Source organism: Brevibacterium oceani (assembly GCF_017948325.1).
Lineage (GTDB): Bacteria > Actinomycetota > Actinomycetes > Actinomycetales > Brevibacteriaceae > Brevibacterium > Brevibacterium oceani.
The window spans coordinates 2,593,856-2,617,412 of the sequence record NZ_CP072846.1 but is presented as its reverse complement, the minus strand read 5'-3'; the positions used below and the strand labels follow the sequence as shown (position 1 = coordinate 2,617,412).

Here is a 23,557-nt window from a genome sequence, read left to right as displayed (position 1 = left end):
TCACCGGTAGATGTCGAGGGCGAGAGATGCTCGAAGTGAGCTTCAGCTCGGCTCGACCTCCGGAGGCACGCTGAGCATCGGAGTCTCAAATGTCACGCCGAATGCGGTCAGGGTCCAATCGAGAAAGTCCTTCGCCGCACTGCGAAAGGCCGAGATCGCGATATCGACGAGCGGATTCCTGTCCGTCGTCCGACTGACGAGGAGCACTTGTCGGCGAGCGGCAACCTCATTGAGCCGATAGAGCCGAATGGTGCGATCGATGCCCAACGCCAGGATCGGAACTAAGGCAATGCCCAAGCCCTGATTGACGAACCCGCGGATCACGTCGAGATCGTCGTTGCGATGAACTACGTGGGGGACGAAACCGGCGGTCTCGCACACGCTGCCGAGAACTGAGTCGCGGACGCTTCCCCTGCTTCCGCTGACCCACGGCTCATTGCGGAATTCCCGAATCGATTCCCGCATACCCGACGGCCCCTGATCACGTCCGAGAACGACCATCTCCTCTGACAGCAGGGGCGTTCGTTCGAGCCCGACGTCGAGTGGCGGCAGCAGCCCGGCGTATTCGTAGACGAGACCGATGTCGGCTTCCCCTGTTCTCACCGCTTGACTGACATCCGCGTGGGCACCGGGCGACACGACGCTGATCTCAGCGTCGGGATTCTCCGCCACGATGTTGGCGACGGCTCGGGGCATCAGCTGGGCGGCGGACTGCCCGCAGCAGTCACGCGCAGCCGTCCGAGCACGCCGTTGGAGTGGGTATTCATCTTGTCGGCGATTTCGGCGAGTGAACCCAACAGACCGGCGCCGAGTTCGTACATCTGCTCACCGGCGGCTGTGTCGGTGACACTGCGAGGGCCACGTTCGAAGAGGCTGACTCCCAACGTCTTCTCCAACTGCGAGATCTGCTGAGAGATCGCCGACGTCGTGTAGCCGAGCACCTTCCCCGCTCCGCTGAACGAGCCGTGGTCGACGACGGCTCTGAGCGCTCGGATATGGAGGAAGTTGACCTTCGACGGATCCACTGCCATCGGGGACGACCTCAGAGCTTCGGGGCGAACGAGGGGCCGACGACAGCATTGTGCGCGGCTGTGATCGCCGTGTGGTAATCGAAGACCGGGAGGCCGAAGCGTTCCCTTAGGCTCTTGCTGAACGGCACGAAATTGGTGCATTCGAAGACGAGCGCCCGGACATCGGGATGTTCGGAGACGAGATCCTCGACCGCGAGGTGGATCTCCGAGTTGAGCCGATCGACGTCGGCAGTGGGGGAATTGTCGATGAAGACCTGCGGAAAGTAGGAGTCCTCGCGAAAACTGCCGATGCGGATGTCGAAGTCGCCCGGACTCCAGCCGGCCGCCGTGAAATGTGAGTCGTCGAGTTGGGGACGTTCAGTGAGAATCCCGATCGCCGCATCACGACCGACGATGCTGGAGACCAGAGGAACTTGAACCAGCGACGAGGCGACGACGGGGACGCCGAGTTCCTCGGCGAGGATCGGTTGGATCGCTGCCAGGTATCCGCAGCTCGTGCCGATGATTCTGGCTCCCTTTCGCACCAGATTGCGGCCACCGGTGAGGAACGCGTCGACGAGCTCCTCGCTGACGTCGACTCCGATCACTCCTGATGGCAGAGCCTTGGGCACGATCTCATAGATTGCGGGAAAGTCCCACGTCGCGTAGTTTCCCACGTCTCCGCGGATGCGAGGGAATTGGGTTTCCAACATGAGAAACCCAACGGCATCTCCGTATACGGTTGAACCGCCCTCGACTATCGCCATCTCCGACCAGCATCCTTCCATCCGCTCTGATTGAACCTGCGGAGCATATCCGCCGGAGTGCTCCCGTCGGCGAGGTTCGCCGAGGGGCGAGGGGCTCAACTCTGAATCGCCTGCGCCGACTGACTCCGTCGCTTCTGAGGTCTACGATATCGGATGGGAATCCTACCTCCTCGATGCACCGCAAACTCTCACTCTCACTCGGCCTTGATCTACTAGGCTGGTGATGGCGCTGCTTTCCGGCGCCCGGCGTCGAACCTCGGCGACCCCGGAAGGACCCAAGGCAGGCGAGAGAAAGGCGAGAAGCGGGTGACGATCCTCTACACCATCGGACTGGGCGTCCTCAGCGCTCTCATCGTCGGATTCCTCGTCCGGCGGATGATGCTCACCGGCACCGGCGCCGCCCGCAACACCATCGTCTCCCTCATCATGGGCCTCTCGATCTGGCCGATCACCCTCCAGGCCTACAAGTTGCTCGGCATCTCCGAATCCGACCAATACCCGAACCTGTCGATGAGCTTTCCGGCGATCATGGTCTTCCTGCTCCTCTTCGCCTGGTTCATCGTCATCCAGATGTTCGTCCTCCTCGCGATCGAACTCATCATGCCCTCGGGCACGCTCAGCTCACTCATCCGCAACGCGCCGAAGATCCCCACCTGGTACCGCCGCCTCAACCGCCTCGCGCAGATCCAGAAGATCCTCATCAAATTCGGGCTCGCCCGCTACCTCAAACCGCGGATCCCGACGCTGCGAGTGTCCTTGCGTGAGATCGCCGCGACCACCCGCGACGCACTGGCTGCCTCGGGGGTCACGTTCATCAAGCTCGGTCAGTTCATCGCCACCCGCGGTGACATGATCCCGCACGAGTTCGTCGAAGAGTTCTCCACCCTGCAAGCCGGTGTGAAACCCGTCCCGTTCTCCGAGGTCAAACACCAACTCGAGTCCGAATGGGGCAAGCCCGTCGCCGAGGTGTTCGCCGAGTTCGACGAAATCCCCTTCGCCGGCGCCTCCGTCGCCCAGGTTCACCGTGCCGTGACCTGGGAAGGCCAGGCCGTGGCGGTGAAGGTGCAGCGACCGAAGATCCGCAAACAGGTCCGCGCCGACTGCGACATCGTCCTCACCCTGGCCGAGCGACTCGAACGCACCACGGAATGGGCGAAGAAGATCGGCATCGCCAAGCTCGCCCGCAGCTTCGTCGACTCTCTCCAAGGCGAACTCGACTACCGCGGCGAACTCGGCCATATCGAGGCACTCAGACTCGCCGATGAGACTGGCCGATCGACGACGAAGACCGACTCCACCGTCCATATTCCGCACGTGTACAAGCACCTGTCCGGCGAGTTCGTCCTCGTCATGGACCTCGTCGAAGGTGTTCCCCTCTCCCACGCCGCCGAGGTGGTCGACCACCTCTCGGACATCGCTCGCCGAGAGATCGCCCAAGACCTCTTCCTCATGGTCGTCCGTCAGGTGCTCGGCAAAGGCATCTTCCATGCTGACCTCCACCCCGGCAACATCGTCATCTCGAAAGCTGGCCGGGCGGGCCTTGTTGACTTCGGTGCCGTGGGCCGCATCGACAAGCGCGATCGTCGCGCCATCGCTCTGCTGCTCATGGCTTTCGACTCGCAGAACTCACAGGCTGCGACGGCTGCGATTCTCGAACTCCTCGGCACACCGAGTGACGTCAACCTGCGTGAACTCCAGCGCGAGATCGGGCAGATCATGCTCAAGTACGGTGACGGTCTGCCGGGCTCTACCTCGGCGGCGTTGTTCGGCGAGCTGATCGACTTCGTGGTCGACTTCGGGTTCCCGATGCCTGCCTCGGTGGCCACTGCCTTCCGGGCGATCAGCACGCTTGAAGGATCCATCACGCGTCTCGTCCCCGAACTCAACCTGCTCTCCCTGGTCACCCAGAACGGGAAGACGTTGCTGCGCGAGGTCGGGGGACTGGGCATCGACCGCCATGAGCTTGCCCTCTACGCAGCCGCAACCGCCCCACAGATGGCCGAGCTGCCCGGACAGCTCTCGCGCATCGCCGGACACCTCCAGGACGGCACTCTCGACGTCGGCACGAGTGGACTGAACATCTCGACGATCAAGAACCTGCTGGTCTCCACAGTCGAGCAGTTCATCCAGGTGATCGTGTCAACGGCGCTCATCCTCGGCGGAGTCATCCTCATGGCCGCCGACTTCGGACCAGCTCTGGCTCCTGAGCTCAAACTCTTTACCTATTTCGGCGCCTGGATGCTGCTGGCCGGCAGCGTCATCGCCGCGCTCGTGTTGGCGCCGGCGCTGCGCCAGCGGATGATGTGGGAAGGGATGGGGTAGCAGAGTGCCAGCCCTATTTCAGCCAGTATTCGACCCTGTTCCACTCGACGAATTCTTCTCGTCAACGTTGATTAAGAGAGCCCGACGCGCCGCAGCCACGTGGTGGCGCATGGCGGCCGATGCAGCATCAGCATTACGAGTCTTCAGGGAATAGAGTATCGCCCTGTGCTCACTCAGCGAGCTCTGTCGCGGGTGAACGGTAGTCAGATCGCGATACTGCCGCATCACCAAAGGGTAGTGAAGTGCATCGACGAACGATTCCAAAGTGGGTTGCCGTGCTGACTTTCGGACCTGGCGATGAAACTGTCTATTCAACTGGGAGTAGTCGGAGGCCGCCTTATCCCTGTCGGCGACGGCCATCTTCTCGCAGATATCGGTGAGGTCCTCAAGTTCCGCGTCCGTTGCCGACACAGCTGCCTTGGCAGCGAGAGCTGATTCAAGGACCTCGCGCGCCTCGAGGATGCTGATTGCCTCTTCGATCGAAAAATCCCGCGTACGAACACCGCGATGTGGCTCGCTGGTGAGGTACCCCTCTTGAGCCAGCTTGGCTGTCACCGACCGCACAGTGCCGCGAGAGACATCGAGCAGCTTCGTGAGGTCGGCCTCTGTCAATCGAAAGTTGGGCTCGAAGTGGCCGGCAATGATGAGATCGCGGAGGTGATGGTAAGCCTGAACGAATGGTGTAATCGGCGGCTCTGCTGGAGTGATGACTTCATCGCTCATGGGTAAGTATTCCTCCGACTACGCTGACGTGGCTCAATCGTGTTCAGCCCAACGCCGGATAGAGTCGGGCCGCAGTGTTCTCAAGTATGTCGGCACGAGTATCCGGGGTCAAAGCACCGAGAACACGGTTCGCCAGACCGAGCAGCTCATTGAGCGGTTGCTCCGCTGCAGGGCAATTTGATCCCCAAGCGATTCGATCAGCTCCGAACGCATCAATGACAGGGCGGAGAAACTCGGTGGCCTTTTCGCCTGCTTCGTCAAGACCTTCCAAGGTGCGGTGAGTGAGCTTCAGGTGCAATCCGGCATTGCCTGCCAGCGCCGTCAGGCTCGCCGCCGCGTCTGAGAGAGAATCCCGCACTGCTGGGTAGCCGCAGTGGTCGAGCAGGATAGTGGCATTCGGAAATCTCTGGAGGAGCTGCGAGAGGACAGGAGACGTCGTCGCGTCCAATCGGAGCTGCAGGCAGACGGGGACAGAGGCGCTGCTGGCTGCTTCCCAGAATTCGTAGGTGCTTTCGTCGGCAAACCACATACCCTGTTCGGACACCGTACTTCCAGTCGTGAAAAGGCGAACACCCGAGAGACCGGATTCGATGCCAGATATCAATCGCTCCCTGGCGTGCTCTGCGAGTGGGTCGAAAGTGCCGACTGCAGTGAAACGGTCAGGGTGGCGTTTTGCCGAGTCGAGCACGTAGCTGTTGTCGTAGCCATACGCGGTAGTGGCCTGAACAAGCACGGCCTTGTCGATTCCGACCTGGTCCATGCGCTCGAGCAGTCCCTCGGCCGTCACTGGACGGTCCTTCGCCCAGACGGATTCCTTCCCACCCAGAGGAGAACGAGGGTAGTTGTCATCGTCGTCGGAGAGAATGTGGCAATGGCTGTCGATGATGGGCATAGTTGACTCCTATTTTTGTCTGACCGCTCAGCGGTCTTCGTAATCGCCCTGAGCAAACAGGTCGTTGGCATGCTTCTTGCTGAACAGTCCCTGGCTCGCACCGAAGCGAAGCATTGCATCGATGCTGGCACGATTGTTCTCGATTCCGTAGGGAATCGGGTCCGAACCGATCTTTTTGCTCTGCTTGGCGAGGCGTGGCAGGGACGACCACGTGGGATCTGCCTCCAGCTGCAGCGACTTAGCCTCAGCGAATGCCTCATAGAGCTTCGTCGGCAGGGCAGGATCGGAGGCAATGAGCTCATCCTTGATGACGATGACCGAGTGCAGGGGGTAGATTCCCGTACGCAGGTACGAATCAGCTTCGATCACGTCGTGGTCAGGAAACAGCGGGTAGGTTTCGCCGGTGTCTGTCGGTGTCGATTCCCAGCCCGAAGTCGGTTTGCCGGCACGCCCTGTTCCTGCGTTTCCGGTGAAGGAAGCAGCGAGTTCATCTGCCGTCAGCAGGGTTCCGAGCGAGCGGTCATCCGTGACCCGTTCGACGTTGCTTGGAACATGACCAGGCACATGATCATCATCGTCGACGACCCAAGTGATCGAGTCGATGTCGACACCGTAGTCCTCGGCCAGGATTCCGCGTCCCCAGACGCCGGTACTCACCGTGTAAGCACGAACACCCACACGCTTGCCTTCGAGGTCTTTGGGAACCGTGACCCCGGAGTGCGGTCCGCATTGGATGTCGGCGTGGTGGAACTTCCTGTTGATGAAGACGGGAATCGCAGTGATCGGTACGCCGGCTTCCCTTGCCATCACGTACGAGACCGGAGCGAGCTCGCATATGTCGAACTCGAGGTCGCGAATCATTCTCCGGTAGCCGGCGATGATCGGGCGAACCGTCACGGGGTTGACAGTATGACCAGCGATGACGGACCGACCGTCGAGCAGGGCATTCACATGGGGATAGTCGCCGAGTGCGATGTTGAGCTGAGAGATGATGGCCTCCTAGATTGTTAAACAACATTTTGACAGTAGCACAGCCGTGAATCCGATAAAAGCACAAAATAGCCTCTTGCACTTGTGATGATAAGTGTGTAGCGTTACACATTGTTCGACAACCTTTTAGTTCTACCATCGCCAATGTCGGCGTATCCACATCGGTTCCGATGTCATGCCGACCGAAGAGGGCGAACGGATCGGAGTATTACCTGTGATCGAATTCAGCGAGGAAGTCCATGTTCCTCATTCCCCGGAGATCGTCTGGAGTGTCCTGTCGGATCCTGAGCGCTGTGTCGAGTGCATCGAAGGGTCACGACTCGGCGAGTTTCACGAAGACGGAAGCTTCGATGCCTTCATGGCAGTGAAGTTTGCCGGCCTCAAAGTCTCGTTCAAGGCAAACGTCACCCTCGAGCTCAATCAGGAGGGCAAGACCGGTCGGCTGAGCGGAAGTGGAGGCGACAAGCGTGGATCTACGCGAGTGACGATGGGCGCTGATTATGCCGTCATCGCCGACGGCAACGGCTCGAGCGTTACCCTGGACGGAAGCGCAGAGGTCAAGGGGCCTTTGGCCGGGTTGGTCTCGACCGGTGCGTCCTTGGTCGTTGATCGCATGGCCAAATCATTCACCCGCGAACTCGCAGCGAAGTGTGACGCAATCAGCGCAGTGGGAACGGAGGGCGCACTGTGAGCACGAGGCTGAACGGAATCATCGAGCGGTTCGAGCGGGGGGAACGCGTCTTCGCCACCTTCGCTTCACCAGATCCGGCTTCTGCCATCGCGTTGCGCGGCACAGACTACGACGCAGTCATCTTCGAGGCTGAGCACAAGCCCTGGGATGCCCCTGAACTGCGCGATGCATTGCAGTATCTCCTGGATCGCCGTCAGATCAATGAGGCCGAGACACTTGCTCCTTCGCTCACACCGATTGTGCGTATCCCTCCGAACGGCAAAGAACGGTCGCAGTGGCACGCGAAGCAGGCCCTTGACTTGGGTGCGTATGGAATCATCTGGCCTCACGTTGACACTGTGGACGACGCCCGAAATGCCGTCGAAGCCTGCCGATATCCGGGACTGGACCAGCACGACCGCAACGAGCCGTTCGGTACTCGTGGGGACAGCCCCGCCTGGGCCGCGAAATATTGGGGCCTGCCGGTCGACGAGTACTACGGACGTGCCGATGTATGGCCGTTGGCTCCGGCGGGCGAGATTCTGGTGGGCTTGATGATTGAGAGTGTCAGAGCGATCGACAACCTCGAAGCAATACTGGATGAGGTCCCGGGAATCGGGATGATCCTCATCGGCGAGGGAGATCTGAGCCAAGAACTCGGCGTCCCACGCCAGTTCGAAGATCCGCTTGTCCGCGAACATAGGGACCGCGTTGTGGAGATCGGACGCGCGAAGGGTGTGCCTGTGGGGCATCCGCACGTGACAGAGCGCAATGTCGACGAGGTGCTCGAACAGGGGTACCAATTCCTCATGTCGGCTCCAGTGACAACCTATCCCGGTCTCGAACGCGGGCGAGCAGCGACGAAGAATGACTGATACGGAGACACCGATGTTCATAGATATCCATGCCCATTTCACAACCGTCCCGCAGGCCCTCAAATCGTGGCGGGATCAACAGATCGAAGAGATCGAAGAGCATGGGCGACACCTGTCTCCGGACGGGTTCGACATCACAGACGATGAGATCGCCGAGGCACTGAGCAGCAACCAGGTCAGACTTCAGGATGAGGAAGGCATCGACTTCTCACTGCTCTCACCCATCGCGGGCAAGATGGCTCACCACTATGGTGATCAAGAGACCAGCCTGACATGGAGCCGATTGAGCAACGACGTCGTCCACCGTGCGTCGGTTCTCTTCCCCGACCGGTTCGCCAATGTCTGTCAGCTGCCGCAGTCACCTCAGGGAGAAATCGAGGTATCCGTGGAGGAGCTTCGGCGCTGCGTCGAAGATCTCAGCTTCGTCGGATGCAATCTCAATCCGGACCCCTCGGATGGCTACTGGCAGGCGCTGCCGATCACCGATCGATACTACTACCCGCTGTATGAAGCGATGGTCGACCTCGGCGTCCCGGCGATGGTGCACTCGTCGATGTCAGCGAACCCTGCTGTCCACGGCACATGTGCGCACTATCTCAACGGCGATACGACAGCGTTCATGCAGCTGTGCCAGTCGGATTTGTTCAAGGATTTCCCCGACCTCAAACTGATCCTTCCCCACGGCGGTGGTGCAGTGCCGTACCACTGGGGGCGTTACAGAGGCGCGATGCAGGATCAGGGCCGAGGCGAACTCACCGAGATCATCGGCAATAACATCTACTTCGACACCTGCGTCTACCACGCCAGAGGTCTGAAGCTCCTGTTGGATGTGGTGCCCACATCCAACATCCTCTTCGCGTCCGAGATGATCGGTGCAGTCAGGGGGACGGACCCTGACACAGGTCGCCGATTCGACGATACCCGATTCCTCCTCGAGTCACTCGACGGAGTCTCCGAGCAGGAGTTGGCATCAATCGCCGCTCACAACGCCTTCGAGGTATTCCCCCGGTTACCGGAGATTCTTGAGAAGACCGGGACGACGCCATCCACACCCGCCGCTCTGACCCACTGAAGGACACGTGATGACGAAAGTCTACGAAGCACTTGCCGACGCCTTTGTCGCAGAGGGCACGACCCACATCTTCGGGATGATGGGTGACGCCAATATGCACTGGATGACGGCCATGGCCGAACGAGGCACCACGCTGTATGAGGCCCGACATGAAGGTTCTGGCCTGGCCATGGCAGACGGATGGGCGCGAAGCACCGGCAAACCCGGTATCGCCAGTACCACGAGCGGTCCGGGAGTGACTCAGCTGGCGACGAGTCTCGTGTGCGCCAGCCGGGCGGGAACACCGCTTGTCGTGTTCTGCGGTGAAGTCGCCCTCGGCGATCTTGGCGCGGTGCAGTATCTCGACCAAGCGAAGTTCGCCGACGGGGTCGAAGCCGGGTTCGTCCACGTCAATTCGGCCGCCCGGGCACAGGAGGCAGTTCAGCGGGCCTTTTTCATCGCACGCACCGAGTCCCGCCCTGTCATTGTCAGCGCGCCCAATGATGTTCAGCTGGCGGACTGGGACGGGCCCGAGACTTATGTGCCTTCCACCGAGCTCATCGACACAGCGCCCACCCGACCGACTCCGGAACGAATTCAGCAAGCTTCACAGATCATCGCCGAAAGCGATCGAGTCGTCGTCCTCTTGGGAAGGGGCGCGCGGAACGCGAATGCAGGCGAACAGATCCTTGAGCTGCAGCGACGGACTAAGGGACTCCTGGCCACAACGCTGCAGACCAACAACTGGCTGCGAGAAGAGACTCCTTACTATGCGGGCATCTCCGGACTGTACGGCACCGCCGCGGCTCACGAACTGCTGCCGGACGCCGACTGCGTGATCGCGATCGGCGCCAGCCTCAACCACTTCACAACCGAACACGGCTACCTCTATCCTGACGCACGCTTCGTTCAGATCGACATTGCCGATCAAGTGGTCACTGGAACCGGACAGCCGGTGGACTGCTATCTCCGGGGGCACGCAGAGCAGGCCCTCGACGGGCTGCTCGACATCCTCGGGGAGTCGACATCGGAGGGCTATCACACCACGGAGGTGAGGGAACTGCTCAGCGATGCCGACACCATCAATGAAGACTTCGTCTCCGAGGAGGGTCTGCTTGATCCGCGAGAGGTCATCCTCTCCTTGGACGAGAAGATCCCCGCAGACATCCCATTGGTCACCGGCAGCGGTCACCAGACGGACTTCGGCACGATGCTCTTCACCAGAACGCGTGAGATCGTATCGAATTACGGACTCTTCGGCGCAATCGGTCAGGCACCGATGCTGACAATGGGATGGAGCGCCGGACAGGGAAACAGGCCCACCCTTGTCATCGAGGGAGACGCAAGTTTCATCATGCATCTGGCCGAATTCGACACTGCCTGCCGTTATGGGTGGCCGGTGCTTGTCATCGTGCTTGACGATGAAGCGCTCGGTGCCGAATATCACAAGTCCGGCGCGCACGGTCTGAAGCCGGAACTCGCCGCGATTCCGGCTCCCGACCTCGGAGCCGCAGCAGTGGCCCTCGGCGGGCGTGGAGCAATGATCCGCACGATCGACGAACTCGAACGCGCAGTCGACGAATATGTCGCCGATCCTGCTCCAACGGTTCTCGACGTCCGCATCACGAGAGAAGTCCTCAGCATTCCCTACCGACGCCTCCTGCGCGCCGAAGATGTATGAAACCGACAGCACACGACGAAAGGGGAGTGGTCCGATGACCACCACCGACCTCGAATACCTCATCAACGATGAGAACCTTGCCGAGGCTGCCCGAACAGCTTTCGACGCCTCGCCCGACATCGACACAGCCACCGCCTCCGACCTTCGTCCGGTCCACAAAGGATTCAAGGACTTCGTCGGCGGGGATGCCTATGGTGTCAGCGAAGTCGCGATCGTGACGATTCTGCAGGCGATCGCAAGCGATCGCCCCGTCCTCTTCCTGCCGCTGACCGCGCTTGGACGCTTCCAACACCAGACACTGATCAGCGTCAAAGATCTCACGGTTGACGAACTCGCCGGACGGACCGTCGGCGTCCGCTCATGGAGCCAGACGACTGGGATGTGGGTACGAGGGATCCTCACCGATCAGTACAAGACCGATCTGCGAGCAGTCAATTGGCGCACCTACGGAGGAGGCCACCTCGACGAGTTGCCCGACCCTGCATGGGTGCAGCGCGCAGAGGCCGGCGCGGTGCTCGCCGATGATCTGCTGGGTGGGCGAGTCGACTTTGCCATCATGGGCAACGACCGACCACAGGAACCCCAAGTGAAAGACGTGATTCCAGACGCGCGAGAGGTCGCCGAGGACTGGGCCGCCGAGGTGGGTTTCGTCCCTGTCAACCATGTGTTCGGCGTTCGTGCAGATCTCGCGCGAGCACACAGCAACGCGATCCTGCGCTGCTACGACGAAATCGCGTCACGCCTGCTCTCACGGCGGGACGGGGAGAATACCCCGGTGATGGAGCCGTTCGGCTTTGCCGCCCTGCGTCCCGCGGTGACTGCTGCGGCCAGATATGCCTGGGAGCAGGACCTTCTTCCTCGCCAGATCTCCTACGACGAGATCGTCGACCTCACCACCTCCGCGCTGGGAGTCTCCGCCTCTCGTCTCGGAGCCTGAGCACGGTCCTGACCACAACGCAGCCCGCAGACCAGTCCTTCGCTGCTCCTCGAAACAGAAGTACGGGATCTGCCCTCGACAAAGGAGTCATATGAACGAGCCCTGGACAGTCGCCCTCCGCGACTACCCGCACACCACTCCACTCAAAGACGGTTCTGTCACGCCGGACGGTGTGAGCCTTGAGTTTCTCGACATCGAGCCCATCCATCGGGCGTTCGCCCCAATGGTGCGTCGCAGCGCATTCGACGTCTCCGAACTCGCCATAGCGACGTTGTTCCAAGCCCTCGAGGCGGAACGTCCGCTTGTGGCTCTGCCCGTAGTTCTGCACGGCAATCTCCACCATCGGTCCATCTCGGTTCTCAACGGTCAGAGCAAGGTTGCTGCAGCTGAGCTCCCCGGGAGCAGGATCGGCGTCCGTGCCTACAGCCAGACTACGGGGATGTGGGTCCGAGGCATCCTCTCCGACACGTTCGGAGTCAGATCGCAAGACGTCACCTGGGTGACTCGCGAAGGCCCCCACGTCGAGAGCGCGGTGGATCCGGACAACGTCGAACACACCGACGAGGCTCTGGTGGGCCTGCTCGAGAGCGGCAAACTGGCAGCCGTCGTGATGGGGGCACGATCAGCTGATCACGACGATCGGCTCACCCCGCTGCTTCCTGACTGGAAGATTCGCCAGGAACAGTACACAGACACCCACGGCTGGGTGCCTATCAACCACCTGGTCGTCGTCCGGCGCGAGCTGGCTGAAGAATCGCCTGAGCAGGTTCGCTCCCTCTACCACGGCTTTGCCGACGCGATCGAATCGGCCAGACCATCGGTCCCGGGCGGTACGACCCGCGAACGAGTGGTGCAGGCGGGAATCAACGACCAGCTGGTGGCCACTCTGGAAACAGCATTGCGATACGCCCGCGAACAGGAAGTCATCCGGCGGAACATCACTGTGGATGAGATCTTCGCACCGTTCAGGGAGCTCATCGGCGAATGACCGATCCGGCCGGTATTCGGCGACCCTCGGGCACCGGCACCACAACACCGTACTACCCAGAATTCTGGAGGACCCATGCACTATTTTGATACTCACACACATGCAATCTCCGCGGATAGCGAAGCATTCCCTCCCTCGCCGCTCGGCGGCACTCGATCCGAATGGTCGCAGACACGGCCCGTCGATGTTGACGGACTGCTTCGCAGCCTCGATGATGCGGGAGTCGACCAGGCCGTTCTCGTTCACGCCTCCACCGTCTATGGGTTCGACAACCGTTACGCGGCCGCGGCTCTCGACGCGCATCGAGACCGGCTCGTCGGAGTGGGCTCTGTCGACTTCCTGGCGCCCACCGCGATCGACGATCTGCGCAAGCTCATTGAAGATGATGGGTTCAGCGGGGTGCGGATTCGCGTCTCGGACGGTACAACCAAAGTACCGACACCTGGGTCAGGCATCACCGATGAACGAATGAGTCGCGTCTGGGAATACGTGGCCCAGCACGGAGTCCCGGTGTGCATCCAGATGCATTCGAAAGACGCACCGAAACTGGTTGAGATCCTCACCCAGCACCCGGCGATGACCGTGCTTCTCGATCACCTCGGTCGGCCCAATGCGTCTGGCGGTGCGCCCTACGACAAATTGGCTGAACTGGGGCAGCTTGCTCAGTTCTCCGGAGTGCACTTGAAGATCACGCCGCCGTCTCTGAAACGCCTGCACGACGAACCTGGTGCAGAAGTCGACGACGTTCTTGGACGACTGATCGATGTCTTCGGCGCACAGAAGCTGATGTGGGGGTCCAACTACCCGGCTTCCGATGGCAGATTGGCCTCCCTCCTCGAACTTATTCAGTCCTACCTTCCTCAGAATCTGGCCCCCGAGGCCCTCGAAGCGATCATGGGCGGCAACGCACATCGCATCTACCGCGGCTGACCCCTCCGAGGTCAGTCAGTCTCCATCCCGCAATGTTGCGGGAAGCCGAACCCATTGGAGTAATCATGAAACGTCGGATCAGACGAAGTCGTTGTGGTTCCGCGAGAGCTCGGTCTGCGTTTGCCGCAATCGCCGCGATCGCAATCATCGGACTTCAAGGGTGTACAACTCCGCCGAGACCGGCAAGCGACCTTCCGACTTCGAAGTCGGAACTCGTGCAGATGGCCACCGAGGAAGGCGAAGTCGCGTGGTCTGCGCCCAAACCGAAAGCTCAGATGCAGGGAGCGATCGACCTTTTCGAGAAAGAATACCCAGGCATCAAGGTCAAATTCACCAACGCCAAAGCTCCGGATCAGGTCAGTCAGATCAAAGTCCAACAGGCAGCGAAGAAGGTGGCGATCGATGTCGCCGCCGCGGGAGAACTCACGGTTCCTCCTTCGCTGAAGATGGCAGAGGCCGTGAAATGGTCCGACTACGGCGTCGACGCCTCCGATGCCTCTTTCGACAACAAGATGATCTATATCTGGGCCTCTCCGAAAGTCTGGGCCTACAACACCTCGCAGCTGGCACCGGAAGACGCACCCAGCTCATGGGATGAGCTGCTCGAGACAGACATTCCGGGAAGAAAGAAGGCGATCGAAGGACGCGCCTCGTTCATGACTGTCTGGAACGTCAATAAGAAGATGGGGCAGTCAGCAGCCTTGGACTGGGCTGGCCGCCTGGCAGCACTTCAACCCCACTACACAACGAATACCACTGAAGCCGAACAGCTCGTCGAATCTGGTCAGGCCGCGATCGGCACCAGCCTGATGAACCTCGCGCTGGAAGGTAAGGATTCGGGGGCTCATCTGGACATTGCGCCGGTCACACCCACCAGCACCAATGAGACTTTCATCTATGTCCCCAAGGGTGCTCCGCATCCGGCCGCTGCTGTTCTCTTCTCATCCTTCCTGTCATCGCAAGAAGCGCAAGATCAGTTGGCGAAACATTACAACTCCCGCATCCCGCGCAATACCGACTGCTCGGCGCCGAATATGAACGAGGCGCTCAAAACTCTGTGTGACAACGATATGGAATGGAGCTCCACCTCAGACCTTGACGAATATCACTCACTGACCAAGTTCTTCCCCGACGCGCAAAAAGCGCTCGGCACATACGCAGGATAGGTCGAAAACGTATGTCACTGAATACGACTCCAACCGACGAGCATGTCGTCCCAGAGTTGCAGGACGATCCTCCCACGGCACACGACCGAACTAAACGAGTTGCGGTCCGATCATGGCCACGAATTCTGATCAACACCGTTCTCGCCATCGTCGTCGCTTATCTTGTCGTCGTCCCCTTACTCATATTGGTCTACAGCAGCCTCAAAGACTCCGGATCCGACCTGCCTTTTCAGGTCCCTGGGTTGAGCTTTGCGAACTACATTGCTGTCTTCACGACCAGCACATTGTTCTCGGTCATTCTCAACACACTGCTCTACGTCGTCGGCACCCTTATCGTCTCGCTCATCTTGAGCCTGGTCACCGCCTACCTGTTCGTGCGGACTGATATTCCGGGTCGAAGGATACTCGAATCCCTCACCCTGGCTCCGATGGCCATTCCCGTGACAGTGGGAGCGATCGCCTGGGCTCTCGTCGCGAACCCGGTCAACGGGCCACTGGCGATCATTATTCGACAGCTGTTCGGACTGCAGATAGACGTCTATACGCTGCCGGGGATGATTCTGGTCATGGGACTCTTCGGCGTGCCCACGATGTATCTCATGATCGCCCCGGCCCTCGCGTCCATCGGACCCGAGTTCGAAGAGGCGGCAGCCACGCTGGGGACCCCGCTATGGTCTCGATTGCGACTGATCGTGCTGCCTCTGATCAGACCGGCACTGTCATCGGCATCGATCCTTCTGATCGTCGTTGTGCTCGAAGGGTTTGCGATTCCGGCACTCCTCGGTTTGCCGAAGCAGATCTTCGTCTTCAGCAGTCTGATCCAGCAATACCTCCAACCGCCAACAGGCGCTGCCGACTACGGCAAAGCAAGCACCTACGGCATCATCATATTGGCAATCACCTTGGCCCTGACACTGATTTCCAATCACGGAACTCGCGACGCCAGCCGTTTCAAGGTCGTCACAGGCAAAGGATACAAACGCGCCCGTACGCCCCTGGGCGCGTGGCGCATTCCGATCGCAGCAATCGTGTGGTTCTACATGATCCTCAGCGTTCTCCTCCCGGTGCTTGCGTTGGTCTGGACGAGTCTGTCGCCGAACAACCGGCCGATTTCGCTGAGCGGTTTGAGCACATTGACGCTCGACAATTACGTGCGATTTCTGACAGGCGACGGGATGGGACAGATTCTATGGAATACGGCCCAAGTCGTCCTCGTCACCGCTACCGTAACGACCGCTCTGGCCACCTGGATCGCTTTGGCCGCATCGCGGAACAGTTTCCCCGGCAGCAGACTGCTCATGGAGTCGACGACTCTCGTCCTGGGGATTCCCAGCATCGTTCTCGGCGCCGGTGTGCTGTTCCTCTACCTGTTCCTGCCCGTACCGCTCTACGGCACCGTGTGGATCATCGTCATCGCCCTGGTCACACGGTTCCTTCCGCGGGGAGCGCGATTGATGCAACCGGCCATCATGCAGATCGACGAGGGGCTCACCGAGGCTGCCCGCGTCACGGGTGCAACACCTTTCACGATCACCCGTACGATCATGCTCCCGTTGCTTCGTCCTGCCCTGTTGAAGACCTGGCTGTGGGTATTCGCCCACGCCTTGGGCGAACTGCCCATCGCCCTACTGCTGACCAGCTCATACAACAAAACTCTCGTGGTTGAACTCTGGGATTCGTTCACCACAAGCGCCAATTACCCGCAAGCCTGCGCTCTAGCCGTCGTAGTGCTGATCATTTCGGCCGGCGCCACCCTCGTGGTCAACCGAATCGGAACCAAAGGAGAATCATGACTGGAACCGCAACTGACGCGTTGACAACGTCGATCAGCGTCGAGAAACTCAAGAAGCGCTATCAGCGCACTCAAGGTTCTACCACCGAGTTTGCCGTCGATGACGTGTCTTTCGACGTTCCGGACGGCCAGTTCCTGACGCTTCTCGGGCCGAGCGGCTGCGGCAAGACAACCACCCTGCGGTGCATCGCCGGATTGGAAGAACCGTCTGGTGGGCGGATTTCAATGGCTGGAGAAGTGGTCTACGACGAAGCGCGACGACGCTCCGTCAATCCGGAACAGCGCCCGATCGGAATGGTTCCGCAGTCCTACGGGATCTGGCCCCACATGACCGTGCTCGACAACGCCGCGTTCTCATTGCGTCACGGTCGTCGCAAGAAGGGCCAAACGAATATCCGAGAACGCACGATGGCCATGTTGGAGCAAGTGGGGTTGAGCGCCTACGCGGACCGATGGGCGACACAACTGAGCGGCGGTCAGCAGCAGAGACTGGCATTGGCGCGCGCCTTGATGTCGGAACCAGAGGTACTCCTGCTTGACGAACCGCTGTCCAACCTCGATGCCAAGCTCAGGGTCAAACTGCGAGGAGAGCTGCGCGATTTCCAAGAACGATTCGGAGTCACAGCTGTCTACGTGACGCATGATCAGGCGGAGGCCCTGGCCATGTCCGACATCGTCATCCTGATGAATCAGGGGAAGATCGAACAGATCGACACTCCAGAACGAATCTACTCGCGACCGAATACCGCGTTTGTTGCGGACTTCATCGGCAGCGCCAATCTGATTCCCGCGACTGGGTCGAGCGCCAACACGGGTGAAGTTGTTGCGGACACGGCCATCGGCCCCGTGCGCTGTGCCAGCGTGGAGCAGGCATCGGCTGCGGCCTCCGGAACAGTCTGTGTCCGGCCCGAGGACGTGAAGATCATCGACTCATCCAGCGAGGGCTCGAACGTCTTCTCCGCGACAGTCACCAGCGGCGAATACCTCGGCGATCGACTTGAACTTGTGCTTGACATTGGAGGAACAGAGGTACGAGCTTCTGTCGGCGCAGAATCTCCGGCACGTCCCGGTTCCAGCGTGACGATCGGCATCCCGTTGGAAAAGGCACGCTGGCTGACTTCATAACGGTTGCGGCGAGACCTTGCTATGTTCCGGAACCGCGTGAATCCATGTGACAGCACAGAGAAGTGGGGAAGCAATGAGAGCACGTCAACCGATGCATGTCACCGTGTACCAAGACATCGTCGAAGGAATTTCAGCAGGCACTTTCGTGCCAGGCGACTTGCTGCCATCAGAGAGCGAGATGGAACGGCAGTACAAGACCAGTCGAACACCGATCAGGCAGGCGTTGCGCGAGCTGGAAACTGAGGGCTACATATACAGGCTGCAAGGCAAAGGTTCGTTCGTCTCGCACCACAATCCGAGAGGCAGATGGGCTCAGACAACTGGGTTCGAACACCACTATTACGCAAATGGGGGTCAAATATCAGCTCAGACGCTCAGCGTCGGGCACAGAGTGCACTCTGAATATGCAAAGGTTCTGCACGTGGATCCGGACGCTCCTCTGCTGTGCATCGTTCGTCTTCGCACAATGAACGACATCCCTGTCCTCTACCTGAAGCACTACATCAGCCCGAACGTGGGCGTCAGCTATGAAGCAACAAAAGGCGCAGGAGATTTCGTCTCCAAAGATGCGTTCTACGCCGAATCAGCAAATATCGAGGTCTCAGAGATCGAGGAGCGACTCGTCGCGGTCCACGCTGGCGAGGAAGCGGGCAAGTACCTCGGCATCGAACCGTCCACTCCGATCATCCATATTCGGCGTGCATCATCAGCCCTGGGGATCGGTCCTGTGGATGTCACTGAATATTCGGTGCGCACAGACGTCTGGGACTACGTCACTCATTACCGCAACAGCTGAACGACCGGATTTGGAAGGAGGGCGTCAGGCGTAAACCAGTACATCCCGCAGAAGTATCCGAGCCAAATGGATTTTGCAGTTGGAAGGACCCCCAAAGATGTGGACCACCGTAAGTCGAACCGACCATAGAAGATTATCAACAGGAGGACGTGCCGCACGTACCCTGAAGTTCGGAGCTGCAACGCTCTGCCTCGCCGCAGTCTCTGTCACAACAGGATGCGGCGGCGAAAACACTGGCTCCGAAAGCTCCGTCACCGTAGCCACATCCTCGAATGGACTCTCATTCCTGCCGATCATGGTTGCTGAAGAGAATGGCTACTACAAAGATGCTGGCCTCAACGTCACCCAGACCTCTGTCAAAGGCGGGTCCACTGGACTGTCTGCGCTCGCCGGAGGTAGCGCACAATTCTATGCTGGGCTCCCTGAAAGCCTGATCAGCGCCAGCGCGGCAGGGTCAGAGGCCAAGATCATCAGTGCGCTCACCCAGACAAACGACTATAAAATCGTGTCCAGCTCGGGCATTGACAGCTTGAGTCAGCTCTCGGGTAAGAAATTCGGCATGCTCAATGAAGGCAACGGTACCGACGTACAGCCCAAACAAGTTTTGGACGATGCCGGCGTCGGTTCTGAAAGTGTCCAGTTCATCGCGTCCGGAAGTGTCTCAGATCGATTGTCAGCGCTGGAAGCAGGACAAATCGATGCGACTATTCTCAACACACCTTTCGAGTTTCAGGCAGAAGAAGCAGGCTTCAACACCATAGCCGACTTGTCCGACGAGGTGGACGATTATCCTGCCCAGGTGATCATGTCGGGGACGAAAACTCTTGAGGACAAACCGGAAACGGTCAAGGAATTTTTGAAGGCAACAAATAAAGCAACTAAGTTCATCAATGAGAATCCCGATGAGGTCACTCAGATCGCGGTCGAATCGACCGGAATTGAAAAGAATCTCGTTCAAAAAGGCTTAAAAGAGTTTATCAGCACAAAACATTACTCCGAGTCCGGTGAAGTTTCGGACGAGGGACTTGAATGGGCTTCCAAGACACTGTCGAACTACACTGATCAAAATATTCCGGCCGATCTGGACGATTTGGTTGATCTCTCTTATCTGCCCGGAGGTGAGTCATGACACGCTTCAACGCAGGGTCCGTCAAGGTCGAGAATGCCTACTTCGCCTACGGCAGCAAACTGATTCTTGAAGACATCTCTTTCGAGATCGAACCGGGACAGTTTGTCGCAATCATCGGTCCCAGTGGTTGTGGGAAGAGCACCCTACTCAAGATCGTCCAGGGACTGCTGAGCCCAAATTTCGGGAAAGCGGAGATTGATGGTGAAGTGGTTGACGGCCCCTACGGGGACCGCGCGATGATCTTCCAGCACTTTGCTCTCTTGCCTTGGTTGACTGTATTGAAGAACATCTCCCTGAGCCTCAAGTATCAGGGCACTCCTGAGCTTGATCGCATAGACGCAGCTCGAAAGTACTTGAAGCTCGTTGGATTAGACGGTTCTGAGGAACTGTATCCGCAGCAGCTGTCAGGCGGAATGCAGCAACGAGTCGGCATTGCTCGTGCCTTTGCCAGCGAACCTTCGGTCCTGCTGCTCGACGAGCCGTTTGGCGCCCTCGATGCACAGAACGCCGAAATCATGCGAGAGGAACTCTCGCGGATGGTACGTCACGAAGGCAAGACCGCAATTATGGTGACACACAATTTGGACGAGGCCCTCGGCCTCACGGACAGGGTGCTTGTCATGGGTGCGCGACCCGGGGTGATAGCCGAGGATGTCCAGATCGGCAGCTATCGAGGATCTTGGTCTGACCATGACTGGTCAGGCAGCAATGAATATCGGGATCTTCGAGAGCGGTTGTGGAGCGTACTTCGCAATGAAGTGCTTCGTACACAGAAGGCCGAAGTGCAGGGAGCTGAATCATGAGCACGAATACCACTAAACGCACTCCCAGGAGTGGCGCAGCGTTGAAGAATGATCAAGTGCGGTCTCTGGTACGGCAGTCAGCTGTGACGAGACAACGTCGCGATCGGCTCGAGAGGACGTTGCTCCCTTTCGGAGTCGTCATCGCCGCCCTTATCGTTTGGGAGTTGTGGGGGAGGATCGCGGACTTCAACCCACTCTTCTTCAGCTATCCGAGCAGAATCTTTGCTTCACTGATCGACTATTCTTCGGGAACGCTGTGGACTGACATCGGGACCAGCGCACTAGAGTTTTTGATTGGCATGGTTATTGCTATAGTTGCCATTCCTCTCGGACTTGTGATTGGGCGCAACAGACGCTTGGTCTACGCATTGAACCCGATCATTGACGCTCTGTATTCGACGCCAATTGTCGCACTGACTCCATTGTTTGTCATTTGGTTTGGTCTCGGAATTTCTTCGAAAGTCGCAATGGTGGCTATCGTAGCCTTCTTCCCACTGTTAATCACTATGATCGAAGGCGTGAGCACCGTAGATCGTTTTCTGGTTGACGCTGTTCGAACCCTGGGGGCGTCGCGCCGTCAAATATACACCGACGTGATAATTCCGGGCACGCTGCCGTTTATTGTATCGGGCCTTAGGCTAAGTATTCGTGGTGGTATTATCGGGGTGGTTCTGGGGGAATTCCTTGGTGCAACCGGCGGTGTAGGCTATCGAATCCGTGTTTTCGCAGAAGCATTCAGGACACCTGACTATCTTGGTGCAGTCGTGGTCCTAGTGATATTTGCTGCCTGTCTTAACGTCCTGCTCAAACTTGTTGAAAGACGATTCGCACCATGGCGAGAGGCGCTGATTGAGGCTTGAACGCGACTGCCTTAGCGCTTGCAATGAATGATCAGCGAAAAGAGCTCGTCGGGTTATTCGCCCGCAGGGTTCGCGGGCACTGACCGGCGAACCCTGCGGTGTTCCATCGTGCTCGACCCTGACTGAGTACTTGCGATGCTGTGTCGTGAATCCACCGTTGAGAGGCGGCTCTTCGCAGCAGAGTTTATAGAGCGTCATTTCGGGCACAGCTGGGTGACTCTACCGATTGATGTACACCACGCAGGGCTACTCGGCTCTTCGCAGTTGAGCCGTTTACTCTCACTGACAAATCTCGAGTCACGCGCGGGCGACTCCTTCGCTGGCGGTCGCCTAGGCGCTCGTGGTGGCGACGGCACCGGCGTCGCAGAATGAAAAGGACCTCTTGCCGGACGAAGAGCTGAGCGAGGCCATCGACGACCTCGACGTATTCGGATCGGGCTCGGCGAAGACGAGCGCCGGCGATGGAACGGAGATCGACTATGAGTTGATCGTCCCCACGGTCTTCGTCGGCCCGAAGATTACCTCCGAATGGCGTGAGGTCGGGTAGAAGGCTGCCGACGCTGCCGGAGTGGCGGACAACTTCAGCGCAGCATAAGCGTGAGTACGACGACAAAGCGGGGGAGTTGAAAGAGAGGTGCAGGGACACGGCAAAGGATGTGACCTTCGCCGCCGCGCCTCTCTACGACAGTACGGAACAGGGATCGTATAACCGCGAGTACAGCGGATCGTTCATCACGAACATCCCGGAGGGCATCTCGGATCTCGACGAGGCTGATGCGATCCTGATCTCGACCAATCCCGATAACAACATCCGCGATCCACGATTCGAGAAGGAAGTCATGAGTACCGAAGCTTGGAAGAATCGGCCTGCCGTGAAGAACGGTAACGTCCTCAAGGTGCCCTACCTCATGTCGACGACCTATGCCGGAGCGATCGAAGCGCTCGACGCGTTGGATCAGCAGCTCGACGGACTCGATCTGGACTGAGGCATCGGGGCGGCTGATGTGAGTCACCTCGCGCGACGGTAGTGCTCTGTTCGAAGGGCACCACCGTAGCTACTGGTCGGTAATCTTCGCTAGGATGGCGACTATGACTGACGCAGATCGGGTGGCCGAGCCGGTGAAGACGACACGCATCAGCGATACCGCACTCATCTTCGAGGGCGGTGGGATGCGGGCTTCACTCACCAGCGCGATGGTCGTCACCTTGCTCAAGGCTGGGATCGACTTCGACTGGGTCGCAGGTATCAGTGCTGGCGCCTCGAATGCGGTGAACTACCTGTCTCGAGATGCGTGGCGAGCCCGTCGGTCGTTTGTCGACTTCGCCGCGGACGAGCAGTTCGGCGGATGGCGCTACTTCGCTCGTGGACAGGGCATGTTCAACGCGGAGTACATCTACCAGCGGGCCGGTGCTCCCGATCAGGCGCTGCCGTTCGACTGGGAGACGTTCAACTCGAACCCCGGCGATATGCGTATCACCGCCTTCGATGCGGAGTCCGGCGATGACGTTGTCTGGTCGCGCAAAGACACCCCGCACATCGATGACCTCATGGTTCGAGTCCGCGCCTCATCGACGATGCCGGGGCTCATGCCGCCGGTGCACTTGGACGGTCACGTGTACGTCGACGGCGCCATGGGGGAGGACGGCGGGATCGCTCTCAGCCAGGCTCAACGCGAGGGCTTCGAAAAGTTCGTCATCGTCCTCACCCAGGAACGTAGCTACAAGAAGGTGCCGCAACGCTTCCCTACCGTTTTTCGTGGAATCTTCCGCCGCTACCCGGCTTTGGGCGAGGCGCTGCTGACCAGATGGAAGCGCTACAACGAGACCCGTGAGCGTATCTTCGCGCTCGAAGAAGAGGGCGAAGCCCACGTGTTCGTGCCAGAACGCATGCCTGTCGACAACAGCACTCGAGATCTCTCCCGTTTGTCCGCCGCCCACCGGATGGGGTTGTCGCAGGCGAGGCGTGAGCTGCCAGCGATGCGGGAGTTCATCGGGGCGTAGCAGAAGCAAAGTCTGTTCGGGGCGACCGGGTAATCGCTCCGACAGTGCA

The 23,557-nt window shown here is 59.3% G+C and carries 24 protein-coding genes; 18 read left to right on the top strand and 6 right to left on the bottom strand.

All coding sequences use genetic code 11. The features are described from left to right. Window positions 1-42: 42 nt before the first annotated feature. From J9314_RS11615 to J9314_RS11605, 3 genes are read right to left on the bottom strand one after another with little or no spacing between them, the layout of a single operon-like run. Complete coding sequence (locus J9314_RS11615) at window positions 43-696, bottom strand: LysR substrate-binding domain-containing protein (RefSeq protein ID WP_210602561.1); 654 nt, start codon at window positions 694-696, stop codon at window positions 43-45. Then, window positions 696-1,031: a LysR family transcriptional regulator gene (locus tag J9314_RS11610; RefSeq protein ID WP_210602560.1), complete on the bottom strand. Its 336-nt coding sequence runs from the start codon at window positions 1,029-1,031 to the stop codon at window positions 696-698. The genes J9314_RS11615 and J9314_RS11610 overlap by 1 nt, the downstream gene beginning before the upstream one ends. Window positions 1,032-1,042: 11 nt before the next feature. Further along, window positions 1,043-1,777, bottom strand: a complete 735-nt coding sequence (locus J9314_RS11605; RefSeq protein ID WP_210602559.1) for an aspartate/glutamate racemase family protein — start codon at window positions 1,775-1,777, stop codon at window positions 1,043-1,045. Between the two features lie 306 nt (window positions 1,778-2,083). Between J9314_RS11605 and J9314_RS11600 the strand changes: the two genes are divergently transcribed. Then, complete coding sequence (locus J9314_RS11600; protein WP_210602558.1) at window positions 2,084-4,099, top strand: ABC1 kinase family protein; 2,016 nt, start codon at window positions 2,084-2,086, stop codon at window positions 4,097-4,099. A gap of 18 nt (window positions 4,100-4,117) precedes the next feature. On the opposite strand, the gene J9314_RS11595 is transcribed toward J9314_RS11600, so the two are convergent. From J9314_RS11595 to J9314_RS11585, 3 genes are read right to left on the bottom strand one after another with little or no spacing between them, the layout of a single operon-like run. Further along, window positions 4,118-4,822 carry a GntR family transcriptional regulator gene (locus J9314_RS11595; RefSeq protein WP_210602557.1) on the bottom strand — a complete coding sequence of 235 codons (705 nt, stop codon included), beginning with the start codon at window positions 4,820-4,822 and terminating at the stop codon, window positions 4,118-4,120. A 43-nt stretch (window positions 4,823-4,865) separates the two neighbouring features. Beyond that, window positions 4,866-5,714, bottom strand: a complete 849-nt coding sequence (locus J9314_RS11590; RefSeq protein ID WP_210602556.1) for an amidohydrolase family protein — start codon at window positions 5,712-5,714, stop codon at window positions 4,866-4,868. 27 nt (window positions 5,715-5,741) lie between these two features. Continuing rightward, complete coding sequence (locus J9314_RS11585; RefSeq protein WP_210602555.1) at window positions 5,742-6,665, bottom strand: ABC transporter substrate-binding protein; 924 nt, start codon at window positions 6,663-6,665, stop codon at window positions 5,742-5,744. A gap of 214 nt (window positions 6,666-6,879) precedes the next feature. On the opposite strand from J9314_RS11585, the gene J9314_RS11580 reads away from it, so the two are divergent. The 17 genes from J9314_RS11580 (at window position 6,880) to J9314_RS11500 (ending at window position 23,508) form a co-directional block, all read left to right on the top strand. Continuing rightward, a complete protein-coding gene (locus J9314_RS11580; RefSeq protein ID WP_210602554.1) occupies window positions 6,880-7,395 on the top strand; it encodes an SRPBCC family protein in 516 nt (171 codons plus the stop codon). Further along, complete coding sequence (locus J9314_RS11575; RefSeq protein WP_210602553.1) at window positions 7,392-8,249, top strand: HpcH/HpaI aldolase family protein; 858 nt, start codon at window positions 7,392-7,394, stop codon at window positions 8,247-8,249. Before J9314_RS11580 ends, J9314_RS11575 begins: the two co-directional genes overlap by 4 nt. After that, window positions 8,242-9,321 (top strand): amidohydrolase family protein, encoded by a 1,080-nt coding sequence (locus J9314_RS11570; RefSeq protein WP_246490351.1) that lies wholly within the window; start codon window positions 8,242-8,244, stop codon window positions 9,319-9,321. Before J9314_RS11575 ends, J9314_RS11570 begins: the two co-directional genes overlap by 8 nt. Window positions 9,322-9,331: 10 nt before the next feature. Then, the gene (locus J9314_RS11565; protein ID WP_210602552.1) at window positions 9,332-10,981 is read left to right on the top strand and encodes a thiamine pyrophosphate-binding protein; all 1,650 of its coding nucleotides are present in this window, start codon (window positions 9,332-9,334) and stop codon (window positions 10,979-10,981) included. Between the two features lie 34 nt (window positions 10,982-11,015). Continuing rightward, window positions 11,016-11,918, top strand: a complete 903-nt coding sequence (locus J9314_RS11560) for a hypothetical protein (protein WP_210602551.1) — start codon at window positions 11,016-11,018, stop codon at window positions 11,916-11,918. Between the two features lie 91 nt (window positions 11,919-12,009). Beyond that, window positions 12,010-12,906 carry a hypothetical protein gene (locus J9314_RS11555; RefSeq protein ID WP_210602550.1) on the top strand — a complete coding sequence of 299 codons (897 nt, stop codon included), beginning with the start codon at window positions 12,010-12,012 and terminating at the stop codon, window positions 12,904-12,906. A 75-nt stretch (window positions 12,907-12,981) separates the two neighbouring features. Then, a complete protein-coding gene (locus tag J9314_RS11550; RefSeq protein WP_210602549.1) occupies window positions 12,982-13,836 on the top strand; it encodes an amidohydrolase family protein in 855 nt (284 codons plus the stop codon). 221 nt (window positions 13,837-14,057) lie between these two features. After that, window positions 14,058-15,002: an ABC transporter substrate-binding protein gene (locus J9314_RS11545; RefSeq protein ID WP_210602548.1), complete on the top strand. Its 945-nt coding sequence runs from the start codon at window positions 14,058-14,060 to the stop codon at window positions 15,000-15,002. Window positions 15,003-15,013: 11 nt separating this feature from the next. Further along, window positions 15,014-16,795, top strand: a complete 1,782-nt coding sequence (locus J9314_RS11540; RefSeq protein WP_210602547.1) for an ABC transporter permease — start codon at window positions 15,014-15,016, stop codon at window positions 16,793-16,795. Continuing rightward, window positions 16,792-17,919, top strand: a complete 1,128-nt coding sequence (locus J9314_RS11535; RefSeq protein WP_210602546.1) for an ABC transporter ATP-binding protein — start codon at window positions 16,792-16,794, stop codon at window positions 17,917-17,919. Before J9314_RS11540 ends, J9314_RS11535 begins: the two co-directional genes overlap by 4 nt. Window positions 17,920-18,022: 103 nt before the next feature. After that, window positions 18,023-18,715 carry a GntR family transcriptional regulator gene (locus J9314_RS11530; protein ID WP_210602545.1) on the top strand — a complete coding sequence of 231 codons (693 nt, stop codon included), beginning with the start codon at window positions 18,023-18,025 and terminating at the stop codon, window positions 18,713-18,715. Between the two features lie 97 nt (window positions 18,716-18,812). Then, window positions 18,813-19,844, top strand: coding sequence for an ABC transporter substrate-binding protein (locus J9314_RS11525; protein ID WP_210602544.1), 1,032 nt, complete (start codon window positions 18,813-18,815; stop codon window positions 19,842-19,844). Continuing rightward, on the top strand, window positions 19,841-20,647 hold the full coding sequence (locus J9314_RS11520; protein WP_210602543.1) for an ABC transporter ATP-binding protein: 807 nt from the start codon (window positions 19,841-19,843) through the stop codon (window positions 20,645-20,647). The genes J9314_RS11525 and J9314_RS11520 overlap by 4 nt, the downstream gene beginning before the upstream one ends. Beyond that, complete coding sequence (locus J9314_RS11515) at window positions 20,644-21,507, top strand: ABC transporter permease (RefSeq protein WP_210602542.1); 864 nt, start codon at window positions 20,644-20,646, stop codon at window positions 21,505-21,507. Before J9314_RS11520 ends, J9314_RS11515 begins: the two co-directional genes overlap by 4 nt. A gap of 382 nt (window positions 21,508-21,889) precedes the next feature. Beyond that, window positions 21,890-22,054, top strand: a complete 165-nt coding sequence (locus J9314_RS11510; protein WP_210602541.1) for a hypothetical protein — start codon at window positions 21,890-21,892, stop codon at window positions 22,052-22,054. Between the two features lie 109 nt (window positions 22,055-22,163). Then, window positions 22,164-22,493, top strand: coding sequence for an ABC transporter substrate-binding protein (locus J9314_RS11505; RefSeq protein ID WP_210602540.1), 330 nt, complete (start codon window positions 22,164-22,166; stop codon window positions 22,491-22,493). Between the two features lie 103 nt (window positions 22,494-22,596). Further along, a complete protein-coding gene (locus J9314_RS11500) occupies window positions 22,597-23,508 on the top strand; it encodes a patatin-like phospholipase family protein (RefSeq protein WP_210602539.1) in 912 nt (303 codons plus the stop codon). The last annotated feature ends 49 nt before the right edge of the window (window positions 23,509-23,557 follow it).